The sequence below is a fragment of the Aeribacillus sp. FSL M8-0235 genome, from assembly GCF_038000355.1.
Classification (GTDB): Bacteria; Bacillota; Bacilli; order Bacillales; family Aeribacillaceae; genus Aeribacillus; species Aeribacillus composti.
Window position 1 is genome coordinate 1,063,804 of sequence record NZ_JBBOBW010000001.1, and the last position, 13,728, is coordinate 1,077,531.

A 13,728-nucleotide genomic window follows, 5' to 3' on the forward strand; every position below is an offset into this window, starting at 1 on the left:
TTAAAAGAAGGGTGCTTCCATGACGATTTTTCTTTCGAGTTCGGGAATTGGATTAATAAGTTGGAGGAAAACTAGATTGTTTGAAACGCTCTGTATCGGACGACGATAAGATTTGAATTAATAAGTTGGAGGCAAACGGATTGAGCAGCACTTCACCGTTTTTATACTCTTTCACTAGGGATTCGCACTGTGATCGAAGTTGACCAACACCAGTAGGCTCCTAAATTAAAAGTCTGATGGAAGGTGCCATTTTTATAAAAATTTGAAAGGCTCGTCTTGTTTTAAAACAAACAGACGAGCCTTCTTTTCGTAAAGGTGAAAATAGATTGCAAAGACATTTTTTTAGCCTTGATGAAGAAATTTCACGCAAACCGGATCAGGCACGGAAATTTCTGATGGCAAGCGTGTCAATTTGCCGGTTTCAGGATCGCGTTCAAATAAGACGGCGTTGCTTGATTCTTGGTTTGTGGCGATCACAAATCTTTCTGTCGGATCGAGGACAAAGTCTCTAGGCCAATGGCCGCCGGTGCTTGTCCATTCAACAAATTCAAGCTTGCCCCCATCATTTTCTACCTTGAAAACAGCAATGCTGTCATGGCCGCGGTTAGCAGCATAAACGAACTTGCCGTCGGAAGAAATGTGAATGGCGCTGCCTTGGCTGTTTTCTGCGAAATCTTCCGGAATTGCTGGGATGTATTGCAGCTCTTGAAAGCTTCCTTCATCTGCATTATAAGAAAGAACGATCACTTCATTGCTTAATTCCGTCATCACGTAAGCGAATTTTCCGTTTGGATGAAAGACGATATGGCGAGGGCCGCTTCCAGGTTTAACAGAAAGGCTGCTCACCTTCTTTAAAACACCTTGATCACAAGAGTAGGTAATAATTTGGTCAATTCCTAAATCAACAGCTACAACATATTTTTCATCTGGTGTAAACCCCGAATAGTGAGCGTGCGGTTTTTCTTGCCTTTCAAGATTAGGGCCTGAACCTGTATGTTCTGCAACGCTTGCCGCTGGATTTGCGCTTTTGTCTTCATTCAGCAAGTAAGCCTCGATCGTTCCGCGATGGTAATTAGCGGTGACAACGAAATGGTTTGCTTTGTTGACGCTGACGTGGCACGGAGAAGGTCCTTCCGTCACTTGTCGGTTGATGCTTTGCAGATCGCCTGTTTGTTCGTCAATGGAAAAAACAGCAAGCCCCCCTGAATTTCCGTCTTTAACAACCGAATATAAATTTTGATTGTCTTTGGAAATCGCGATATATGTCGGATTGTCAAGCTCTGCTGCTACTTTAGCTTCACTAAGCTCTTTTTTCTCAGTGTCCAATGTAAATTTGTAAATGCCTTTGCTTTCACCTTTCGTATATGTACCGATATAACCGATGAATGGATTTGCCACGAAACATGCTCCTTTCAAATATACTTTTCTAGAATTATATCATGGAAATTCTCCTATTTTTCTATTTTAAAATGAACGAAAATTAGACAAAAATTTACAAATAATTAAAACTAACTAAATATTTCGACATTACAATAATTGAGGTTAGAAAAATTTTAGGGAGGAGTTTTATTTGAAAAAAAGAAAGAGACGCTCTATGCTGGCTGGAGCTTCCGCTGTTTTGCTTGTTCTTGTTTCCGTGTTAACACCGATACATACGTATGCAACAGCAACAGTTGCAGGAGACGCCGAGCAGCAGATGGAGGAACAAACGAAATCAACGGATAAACCAAATCAAGAACAACCGCTTCATCAAAATGACAACGAGCCAAATGTTGAAGAAAACAACTCTCAGCAAAACGAAGTTCAACAGGACAAAAGTGATGAAAGACAGCCTGATGCAGCAAATGAAGAAGTGAAAGAACCTGCAAAAGGAGGGGATCATCCATCTTTTCCGGTTAATGAAAGTGAACAAAAGCAGCAAAAACCAGAACAGCAAGATACTGATACAGTTCCCGAAACTTCAAAACAAGAGCCAGAAGCAAATTCACAATCTACCCCCCAACTTGAACAGCAAGCTGTTACATTGCCACTGGAAATCGTTCATCAGCCACCGGCAGTCATTCAAAAAGGCCGGCCGCTTAAAATTGATGCGGAAGGAAAAGACCTTGCAGAGTTGACATTGTTTTATCGTACAGCTCCGGGTATGCTTGTGAAAAGCATGAAAATGGAGAAAATAAATGATACAACCTTTACGGCAACTGTACCAGAAAGCGACTTATGGTCTTATACTTTTTCTTATTGGTTTGAAGGGAAAAATGAGACAGAAACAACAAGACTTCCAATAAATTCTTCTGAAACATTTTCAGTAGCTATTCAACAAGATGCGGAACCGGATTATCAAAAAGTTCCGAAAATCTTAATCACCGAACTGGCTCCAGACACGTCAAATGTCGGAAGTGCTGACGGATATGAATTTATTGAGCTTTACAACAATACCAACAAGCCGATTGAATTGCGAAATTATGAACTTCATTATCAATATCCGGGTACAGCAAAAGCCGATCAAGTTTTTCAATTTTCGGACAATCAAGTAATAGCTCCGCAAAAAACTTTCATTCTCTGGGTGAAAAATAGTTCTAATCAATCTTTAAGATTGGAAGATTTTAATCAATTTTACGGAACGGATTTGAAAGAAAGCGAAGTCCAAGCCTTGCCATTTGAAGGAATGGCTAACAGCGGCATCCGGACATTAGCTGTTTATTCAAAGGATGGTTCATTAGTATCTGCAGCAGCATATAATGATGGAGCTGATGATGTTGAAAGAGATAAAGGGATCATTTATCAATTTACGGAAGAGACGAAAATGAAAAAAATTGGCTTAAGTGAAAAAGCTAATCCAGGTGCATTCATCGAAGGGCAAGTGCCGAAGACACCTGTCGCCATTGAAGAGCCTGATGACAAAGAAGCTCCTGTCATTACACATCAGCCAATAGCAGAATGGGAAAGCGAGGAACCATTAATTGTAAAAGCTACAGTTACTGATAATAAAAAAGTCCGTTATGTCACATTATTTTATAAATTGACGGAAAATGGAGCATACAAATCCCTTCAAATGACTGAAAACGGAAATCAAAATGAATATAGGGCGGCGATTCCCAGTGCAGACATGTGGGGAAGCGAACTCCTATATTACATAGAGGCATCAGATGGAACAAACACGGTCAAAACAGAGGAATACCATGTTCAACTTAAAGCTCCCAATATTGATTATCAAAAAGTCCCAAAACTTCTTATTACTGAAGTAGTTCCGGACAGCGCCAATATAAATGGGTTGGACGGTTATGAATTTGTTGAAATTTATAATAATACTAATCAGACTATTGATTTTAAAGACTATAAAATCCGATATCGATATCCGCAGGAAGGTGCAGAATCCGATCTTATTTGGGGACCTCCTAATGATGATCAATCACTGCAAATTCCTTCAGGTGGGACGCTTGTATTTTGGATCATCAATCAAGGGAATGCATCGTTGGCTGTTGAAGATTTTAATAAACATTATGGTGTTTCGTTAGAAGAGAACAAAAACATTGTGAAAATTTATAATAACGGAATGGCCAACAGTAGTGCGAGATCATTAGTAATTGCCACAAACAGCGGAAAAGAAATTTCCGTTGCTCATTATAATGATCAGGTAAATATTGATGATACTAAAGAGGACAAAGGGATTTTGTACAAATATCCTGCGGATGGAAGCAATATAATGCAAAAAATTAGTGCCGGCGTTGAAGCGGCTACACCCGGATCGGTAAAAGACGGACAAACTCCGAAAGTGAAAGTAACTGTTCCAGCCGATTCAATGGCGCCAACTATTGAAAATTTAACAAATACTGAAAAAGCTATGGAAACGGATAATATTTTCATCAAAGCGGAAGTAAAAGATAATATCGAAGTCAAAACCGTTTCTTTATACTACCGGACAAAACTACAAGAACCATTTAAAAAAGTGAATTTAGAAGAAAACTATAATTCGAGATTATATGAACATACGATTTATTCGCCTGAATTAATTGGGAAAAATATAGTTGAGTATTACTTTGTCGCTGGCGATGGGACGAATATCCAAGAGTCTCCTCATTTTACGGTTCAAATTGAAAGTGCAAATAAGAAGCAGGGCTTGCGGTTAAACGTAGAAAACGGGCAAATTGTTTCCAAAGAAACCGTTGTGAAGGCAACAGGCGATCTTACACCTGAGGAGGTTTCCTTATATATTGATGGAGCAAAACAAACAAATACTTTCCGCACGATTGAATCAGACGTTTATTTTGCCTTTGATGTTCGTAAAACGAATCTTTATTTTCAAAACGGTGTGACGATCGGTAATGACATTTTGCGGATTTTCGATGACACCATTAATCAATATACAACAATTACGGTTCCGGTTTCGCCGGAAAGGCTGAAAATCGGGGAAGATTTATCAATTGCGATTAGGGCAGGCACAAAGGTCAGTCCGTTTGATGAAACATCTGAAGAAAACCGTGATGATTTTTATGTGAAAAATGTGCGCTTAGTTTTATCTGACGGCACGACGCTATACAGCAGCGAGCATCAAGATCCCGAACAGGAGATTTCCGTCGGCGACAGTGCCGGATTAAGCCCGGTTGTCGAATTTACGTTCGATATTCCGGATGAAAAATTTACATCCCTCGGCTACTTGTGGAACAGCGTAAATGAAGAAGACGGCGAGCATGAAGTGAAAGCAGTAGATCAAAAAGGGAATGAAGTGACATCGACGGTTATTGTCGATAACTCAAAGCCAATCATCAAACCAACAATTGAGGAAGGAAAAAAATATAAAGGATCTTTCGTGATTGATGCTGAAATTCAAGATAAATGGAGTAAAATTAGATCGATCACTGCCAAATTAGATGATCAATATATCGATCTTCCATTTGCAGCTTCGTCAGCACAGCTTCAATCAGGCAAACATCAACTTGTCATTACAGCTATTGATGAGGCAGGCAATGAAGGAAAAAGCGAAGTCACTTTCTATACAGTGGACGAACATCCGCTCTTTCCTGATTTTTTCGAAACAGATGAGGATGCTTTAAGTGCTAAATTGTCCGTAAGAGTGGCGGATCCGACAATGGACGATCTTGATGTATCTTTCTTTCAAGCTTTTCAGTATAAAGCATCAGATGAAGAACATGTAGATATTTTGCAAAATGCATCTGATACAGAACCGCCTGCTGGATTTCAAGTTGAAGGCGAAAAAGTTCTTTCGAAAGATGAACGCAGGAAGTTGGAAAACGCAGATGGCGAGGCGCTTGCAACAACATCAACTGAGCAGTTTCCGTATCATCGCTTCAACGTTACCGTTGATCAAAAAGTTGATGAAAATGATGAAATAGAACTTATTTGGAACGGTTCTTCATTGCCAGGACGAAAAGTGACGATGTATGCCTGGAACAATATAGAAAATAAATGGAAGGAAGTTGCTTCACAAACTGCCGGTGAAGAAAGATTTCAATTGAAAGGGAGCGTAATTGCGAAAGACTATGTGAAAAACCAAAAGGTGAGCGTGATCGTTCAAGACCAAATCGCGCAAACTATAGATTATGATTATACGTTTGTATGGATGAGCGATACGCAATATTATTCGGAAAGCTATCCACACATTTATCAAAAGCAAGTCGAATGGATTCGAGATCAAAAAGATAATCTCAATATTCAGTATGTATTTCATACAGGTGATCTAGTCGATGAAGCAGATGATCACAATCAATGGGCAGTGGCCGATCAAGCTATGAAAGTGCTAGATGATGCAGGAATCAGATATGGAGTTCTAGCCGGCAATCATGATGTTGGCCATAAAGACGGAAACTACAACAATTATTATCAATATTTCGGCGAAAATCGGTTTGCAGGTCGTGACTATTATGGAGGTTCTTATAAAAATAACCGCGGTCATTATGATTTAATTTCGGCGAACGGTAATGATTATATTATGGTGTATATGGGCTGGGGCGTTTCGGATGAAGATTTGGACTGGGTGAATTCGGTGTTTGAAAAGTATCCCGATCGGAAAGCAATTTTAGCATTCCATGAATATTTACTAGTCAGCGGAAACCGCAGCCCGATTGGAAATCAAATTTTTGAAAAAGTTGTTAAACCAAATAAAAATGTGATGGCGGTATTATGCGGACATTATCATGACAGCGAGACATTAGTCGATGAGATTGATGATAACGGAGATGGAGCGCCTGACCGAAAAGTATATCAAATACTTGCTGATTATCAAGGCGGTCCTGAGGGCGGCCAGGGCTATATCCGTTTGCTGCACTTCAATACAGATACGAATCAAATTTATGTAAAAACATATTCGCCTTATTTAGACGACTACAACTTTTACGATCCGGAACAGTATCCAGGAAAAGATGAATTTATCATTGAAACCGATTTACAACCGCAAGAGAAAAAAGTAGCAACAGATTCTTTTGTTGTCAACGTCTATACCGACAGCTTGATCGGCAAAGTCGAAAACGTTCCGAGTGGCGAAGTGGCCTCTGTCATGTGGCATGATTTAGAGCCAAACCAAGTGTATTATTGGTACACGGAAGCCGAAGATCAATTTGGCGGTAAAACGCGCTCATCGATTTGGTCTTTCCAAACGAAAGAAGGTGAAATTGTTCCAAATCCGGCTGATCCGGGAGAAGGCGGAAATGATCCGGAAAAAGACAACAGGGATAAAGGTGGTCAAGGCGATAAAACACCTTCCGAAGGTGGCAGCAAAGACAATAAAACACCTTCCGAAGGCGGCCAAGAAAAAGATCAAGATCATTCGGGTAACGAAGATCATCCTGAAAACGAAAATCATAATGGAAACAACGGTAGCGGATCAGGCGGCACAAATAATCCTTCTGGTACGGATGGAACTACGGATGGAACGAAATTTGAACAGGTGAGTGAGAATCAAGCTTCGGCATCACTTCCGGATACAGCAACGTACGTGTATCGCTGGCTGCTGATAGGCATGCTGCTGATAGCAATGGGAATGATGCTGAAGATTCGTCAGCGCAAAGCTATTTACAAATAAAATATGCAAACCCCCAAAACACATGTGCTTTGGGGGTTTCTTGGTGCGCCCGACATGGGTGTAATCTCTAGGATGAAAGTCCCGAGCTCTGAAGGCAGAAGCAGCATTTAGCTTAACGCAAGGGGTGTCCGTGGTGGCACGGATTCTGATGGAAGCGGGCGGCAAACTTTGGGTCTCTTGCCTGAATAGTCAGCCGTCCTATGATTTTTTCCATTAAAAAATGACCATTTGAAAACTTCTTCTATTCTATTATGAAAAAACAATTTCTATAAAGTTTGTAAATGATCGGAAATTAAAATTGACAAAAAGAAAAAAGTATTGGTAAAATTACCAATGAGTTGGAAAATTATATATAATATTCAAAAAAATGAAAGTGAAGTTTAGAGTTTACAAAGAAAATAGATTTTTCCATTATTCATCGGGATAAGCAGTGGTTTTAGCACAAGTATCTTTATACAAAATAAAAGAACTATTTTCAGTTATTGTTGATCGCTGGACAGTGCATTTACGTGAAGAAAAAAGGATAGAAAACATGATCCCGTTTTCTCTCTTTCGATCTATCATAATTGAATGTTTCCAATCAACTGCAAAGCGGGGAATATAGAATGCTGTCATTATATATTCAACACAAGAGACACGGTGATGAATTTGAGCTGAAAAATATAGAAGTGACCATCATGCCTTCTCAAATCACATTATTATTAGGTCATAATGGGGCGGGGAAAACAACCATTATTAAATCACTCTTTGGATTAATGGATTATGTCGGTACTTTATCCGTAAATAACAAAAAAATTGATTTGAATGTTTCTGAAGATGTGGATTATTTGAAGAAAAATGTTTCCTATATTTCAGATGAGATTGCTCTTTTCGATTATTTGACGCCGAAAGAATACTTCTCTTTAATCGAAAACTCATTTAAACATCAGGTAGACCATCAGTTATTAGAAAAGCTTATAAAAATTTTTGAACTTGAAAGGTATCTGCATATACCGATAAGCAATTTATCTCATGGCAATAAGAAAAAAACACAAATTGTTTCACAGCTTTTTAAAGGAAGTGAATTTGTCATCTTTGACGAGCCGACGAACGGGCTGGATCCCGATATGGTCATTATCTTGCGGAAAACTCTTCATTTTTTAAAAACAAAAGGCATCGGGATTTTATTGTCCACCCATCACCTTAGTTTTGGGGAAGAATTGTACGACAAGGTTATTTTGCTTCGAAACGGAAAAGTAAAATTAAATTGTACGCGGGATCAAGTATTTGAACAGTTTGGCAGAATGTCTTTGGAAGAAATATATGAAGAGGCAAACAAGGATTATTACTTGAAAGCAGAGGAGATTTTAAATGCCCCCGATGTTCGAGATAATAGCGAGGATCGAGATTCCAAAACAGGTTAAAAAAGCAAAAAATATCTTTTTGAACTACCCGACTCATTTATTGGCAGTTGTTTTAGGAGCGATTCTCCTTTATGTCGTATATGCCTTAATTTTATTTCAATATTTGGATTTCATTCCATTGAATAAGACAGACGCTTTTGATTCAATTTTGGTGTTCAGCATCTTATTGGCATGTTTCCTTATGATATTTTCCAGAGAAAAGTTAAAAAGAAAGGAGTATGCCTTTTTCTTTTTAAACACTTCTATTAATGCGGGTCAATTTGTTGCGGGAAGCTATTTTTTGTTATATGTCTTTTTTAACATCTTCATTTTTTTCGCATTTTTGCCTTTGCTCATTTCTTTTTATATAAAACATATTCAAATACATATCTTTCATATTTTTCTAGTTCTTCTTTTGTTGTTTATTATTTTTTGGTTCATCCTGTTTATTTGGATTTTATCCTCTTTGATTGTCGGAAAATGGCTGGGCAGACATAAAGATGGACTTTATTTCAAATCATTATTATTTATGTCCATCATATGGGGGCTGCATTTTGTTTCTAAACATATGGCGGAGCGTATAGGAAATTTCGGCTTTCTGTTTTGGATCGGTTGTTTGGTCGCTCTTTTAATATTATGGATAGGGATAAAAAATTTATCGGGAAGGTATTTATTTGGTTTATTTCAGCAAAGCCATACAGGTAATTATCCTAAAAAAATAAAAAGCAAGGAATTTAAGCTTAATCATTACGTTATTCATTTTGTATTGGAAGCAATCTATTATTTTCGAAATCGACTTTTTGCGGAAATGGCTCTTATGTTCTCGATTCTCTATGCTCTCACCATAGGGGTTTATATTTTCTCGGATGCAATGACCTTTGCCATTGTATATTCATTTATTATGAATTTAGGTTTAAAAGAACTTATGATTGTTTTGCCTTTATGTATTGGGATGCATTTTAGGCAATATAATCTTTCCATATTTATGATCAATGCACCGGCTTCCGTCTATTTTTTTCCGAGAATATTCATGGCAATAGCAGTAAATTTTATGATTTATTTTTTATTTGTAGTTTTAAATTGTTTTATATTAAATCAAGATTTTCTTCCGCAATTAACCGGAATTTTTTCTATTTTTTTCGTTACAATGCTCTCAACCTTTGCCGGATTTATAGCGAGAATTCATGACGGGAATAAGGCTGTAGCGTTAATTATAATCCTTGTCATTGTGGCAATCATTGATTCTTTTTTACATTATTTCATTTCGCAAAGTTATTATATTGATTTTATATATGTTGCAGGCGGGATTTTTCTATACTTGATTTCTCAAAATATTTTTTTAAGAAGGCCTGTTTTCAAATGATAAAAGTGCTATTAGCAGTCTGGCCTCCAATTTTTCATGAGACGGGATATATCGCAATGAATTATAAAGAGGGGATGAAAAATATTGGACTTCGGCAAATAATCAACTTGAAGTATTTTTATGTAATATATTTCAATTCTGAAATAAATTTGTGCATTTGCTCCAATGGCAGTGTCGATAGTGTGAATAAATATGACTGACAGCTTTTTTGTGAAGATGTTATTTTTAACATCGTTATGTAATTTGCTCTTTTTGTCCTCAAATGGCCTGATGAAAAAAATTGTAAAAGCAATAGAAGAAATGAGGAAGATGTTATGACAACTTTCTTTAGAGCGCTTATGGGCGGAATCAGTTTAGTTTTTCTGTACGCTTTAATAGTTCTAATAACTCCTTTTATTATTCGGTTATCCGGCATCACCCACATTGAATCAAGTCCGAAGATTCTGAACCTTCCCTTATATGTCATCAAAATAGAGGGAAGTAAATTTGTAGCGGAAGCGACCTGGTTAGGCTTAATTCTTTCACTTGTAGCAGGCACGGCTTTTTATTACTTGGTTCATTTCTTTACAAGAAACAGATCCCGTTAATTCATTGAAGGAGCCGCTGAAGAGAGGGGCTTGTAAAAAATTTTGCTTATTTTTCACGACATATCGTCAAGCAAAATATTGAATGCCACGAAATAATCCAGTGGAATTCATTTATCAGTATCTGACAGGAGCGAACATGTATCGATGACTTTTGTTTAGCATATTGATCTGGCCATGTGGATATTGCTCTCAGATATGCCAGAGCTACAAATAGAAAAGCCCCAAAGTATGGGATTTTGGGGCCTTTTTTGCAGATTAACCATTTACGATCGTGCCGCCGTTTACGTGGAGAATTTGCCCTGTCATATAAGTAGAATCGTTACTTGCTAAATATACATAAGCAGGCGCAACTTCCATCGGCTGTCCGGGCCGCTTCATCGCTGTGTTGGAACCAAAAGAAGCTACTTTTGTACGATCAAAAGTAGAAGGGATGAGCGGTGTCCAAATGGGTCCTGGCGCTACACCGTTGACTCGAATGCCTTTAGGGGCCAATGATAAAGCAAGAGAACGGGTAAATGACGCAATGGCGCCTTTTGTTGCCGAATAATCAATGAGCTGTTCATTTCCATGATAGGCTGTAACAGATGTCGTATTTATGATCGTGCTGCCTGTCTTCATATGGGGAAGAACAGCCTTTGTCATGAAAAAGAACGAAAAAATATTGGTCCGAAACGTTCGTTCAAGCTGTTCTGCTGTAATGAATTCAATTCCTTGCTGCGGATGCTGCTCGGCTGCGTTGTTTACTAAAATATCCACTTTTCCAAATTGATCTTTTGCTCCCTTCACCGCTTGCTGGCAAAATGCTTCGTCTCCGAGATCGCCGGCTATTAAATGACATTTGCGCCCGAGCTGTTCAACATACCCTTTTGTTTCCTTTGCATCTTCATGCTCATTTAAGTAAATGATGGCCACATCGGCACCTTCTTTGGCAAACAGCACCGCAACCGCCCTCCCGATGCCGCTGTCTCCGCCGGTAATGACCGCTGTCTTTCCTGCAAGCTTTCCGCTGCCTTGATAAGAAGGATCATCAAAGATTGGTCTTGGATTCATAAACGATTCAATCCCCGGCTGCACATTTTGCTGTTGAGGCGGAAGTGTATTTGGCTGATTTTGCTGCTGAACCATAAAAACCTCCTCCTAAAACAAGTAAGTATATAGTTAGTATGGGAAGTTGACGGGATAATAAACAAAAATTGATTAACGGTATATTTTAGAAAAAAATGATTTTTCAAAAAACTATTGATACAACAATCTGTTTTATGGTTATATTTAGGTGAAGTAACAGTATTTGGTTATATAATAAAATGGAGAATATTTGATATAACATTTGGAAAAAGCGAACCGTTAATAACAAAATGGCTTTTGGGTGATGAAATGTTAATAATAAAGTGGCTTAAATGGAAATTAATGATAAGATGGAGAAATAAAATCGGAGAATATAAAACTGATTCCTGATAAATATTTAGAAGGAAGGACATTATTTTTATTGAGTATCTTAAAAGATAAACTTTTTTTTTCGATGAATTCATCATTTTATAATATTCTTTTTCAACTAATATCGCGAGATTATATCGAATAAAGATCATCGCAAATGGATTCAAAAAGGAACATTTTACCGCTTAATAAGCCCATTTGACGGGGACGGAAATGTGACGGCATGTATGGTTGTGTAATGCACCCCTTTGTCAAGACACAAATTGATAATATTTAAGTTATCCATTCTCTCCTTTCGCTATGAATGTGGTGCGTGTGCGATAAAGGCTTGACATGGAGCCTCTACGGGCACGATTTTTTGCGCTGGAGCGATGGACAGATAACATCGCATGGCTAAAACAGCCTATCATGCCCGTCTCTCCATATAAAGCCTCTCATCACGTTCGATGGTTAGGATGCTTGAGCCATCTTAGGTTGCTTGTACACTGTTGCTGGCGTCAAATAGTCCAAGGATTGGTGAGGTCGGTCTGTATTATAGAACGTAACATAGCGTCGAATGCCTTTTCGCAACTCTTTAGGATTCTCGAATTCATTGAGATAGATACATTCATACTTTAAAGCTCTAAAGAATCGTTCCGTACGACTATTGTCTGTTGCTCGTCCTTTGCCATCCATTGATACCTGGATGCCATACTCTTTCAACAGCCCGAGATAGTCAGCGTTTGTAAAATGGCTGCCCTGGTCACTATTGATGATGGTCGGCTTACCATGACGCAATGCCCGCTTAAGACAGTTGATGACAAATCCTTTCTCCAGCGTACTAGATAACTCGTAATCGATCACTTTGCGGCTGAACCAGTCGATGATGGTAAACAGATACATAAAGCCCCGTCCCATACGAAGGTAGGTGATATCCACTCCCCACACATGGTTCGGATGAGTGATCTCCTATCCACGGAGCAGGTAAGGTCGGCAGTACTTGGCATGTAGCCTCTTACTAAGGTTGGGTTTAGGGTAAATAGCTTGTATACCCATAAGACGCATGAGACGGTGTACGCGTTTACGATTCGCATCAAATCCTTTCTCACGAAGTTTCGCAGTCATTCGCCTGTAGCCAAAGTAGGGATGAGCTGTATAAAGCATATCCATTTCGTGCATGAGCATGATGTTTTCTGAGCTTTCTGTTTGCCCCTTTGATTGGCGATACACGCTAGTACGATGAATACCTAATAACTGTGCCTGACGCTTGATGCTGATCGATGGGTGATTGAATTCGACCATAGCCTTTCGTTCGTCAACAGACTTATTTGAGTCCAGATTTTTTTTTCAGCCAGTCAACTTCAACCGTTAACTGACCTACCAATTTCTCTAAATTTTCTTGTTTGGCCTCATATTCTTTACGGATTTTATCCACTTCGCTTGAGCCTTTTTCAAAGACCATCGAGGATCGTTCTAGAAATTCTGCTTTCCAACGACTGACCATGACTGGGCTTAATTCATATTTGGCGGCTATTTCATTGACGGTTTGCTCTTCACGCAACACCTCAAGAACCACCTTAGCTTTAAATTCTGCGGTATATCGGTTTCTTTTTTTCATGGTATCATTATAACTTATTTATCACGCTCATGTGTCTCACCTTATGGGAGCATTATATTGTTTCAGAAGATCAAAAAGAAGCGCTTGTAGGTTACTACCAAGTGCTGGCAAAACCAAATCACGGATATTCACGCATTCTGTTAAAAGGGTTAAATGGCGATTTTGAATATGAAATAAAAGGAGTCGAAAACACATTTTTTGGCGATGAACTGATGAACGTCGGCATTCAGCTGACGAACAATATCTTTGATGCCCACTTCGGGGTCAATGAATCGGGCGATTTTTCTTCAAAACTCTTTAAGCTCAAAGCAAAAGAATGGTAGAAACCG

General features: G+C 38.6%; 6 protein-coding genes and 1 pseudogene. 4 read left to right on the forward strand and 3 right to left on the reverse strand.

The window, feature by feature from the left end:
• Positions 1-342: 342 nt before the first annotated feature.
• Entirely contained in the window at positions 343-1,398 is a 1,056-nt protein-coding gene (locus NSQ71_RS05335; protein WP_340733215.1) for a lactonase family protein, read from the reverse strand.
• Positions 1,399-1,570: 172 nt separating this feature from the next.
• On the opposite strand from NSQ71_RS05335, the gene NSQ71_RS05340 reads away from it, so the two are divergent.
• The 3 genes from NSQ71_RS05340 (at position 1,571) to NSQ71_RS05350 (ending at position 9,781) form a co-directional block, all read left to right on the forward strand.
• A complete protein-coding gene (locus NSQ71_RS05340; RefSeq protein WP_340733216.1) occupies positions 1,571-7,036 on the forward strand; it encodes a lamin tail domain-containing protein in 5,466 nt (1,821 codons plus the stop codon).
• Between the two features lie 605 nt (positions 7,037-7,641).
• Positions 7,642-8,439 carry an ABC transporter ATP-binding protein gene (locus tag NSQ71_RS05345; RefSeq protein ID WP_340733218.1) on the forward strand — a complete coding sequence of 266 codons (798 nt, stop codon included), beginning with the start codon at positions 7,642-7,644 and terminating at the stop codon, positions 8,437-8,439.
• Positions 8,387-9,781 carry a hypothetical protein gene (locus NSQ71_RS05350; RefSeq protein ID WP_339199114.1) on the forward strand — a complete coding sequence of 465 codons (1,395 nt, stop codon included), beginning with the start codon at positions 8,387-8,389 and terminating at the stop codon, positions 9,779-9,781. Before NSQ71_RS05345 ends, NSQ71_RS05350 begins: the two co-directional genes overlap by 53 nt.
• Positions 9,782-10,623: 842 nt before the next feature.
• Here the strand turns inward: NSQ71_RS05350 and NSQ71_RS05355 are convergent.
• Both NSQ71_RS05355 and NSQ71_RS05360 read right to left on the reverse strand, forming a co-directional pair.
• Positions 10,624-11,493, reverse strand: coding sequence for an SDR family oxidoreductase (locus NSQ71_RS05355; RefSeq protein WP_340733219.1), 870 nt, complete (start codon positions 11,491-11,493; stop codon positions 10,624-10,626).
• A gap of 759 nt (positions 11,494-12,252) precedes the next feature.
• Positions 12,253-13,399, reverse strand: a pseudogene (locus NSQ71_RS05360) (IS3 family transposase).
• 29 nt (positions 13,400-13,428) lie between these two features.
• Here NSQ71_RS05360 and NSQ71_RS05365 point away from each other — a divergent pair.
• Positions 13,429-13,722, forward strand: coding sequence for a GH36 C-terminal domain-containing protein (locus tag NSQ71_RS05365; protein ID WP_340733221.1), 294 nt, complete (start codon positions 13,429-13,431; stop codon positions 13,720-13,722).
• Positions 13,723-13,728: the final 6 nt, after the last annotated feature.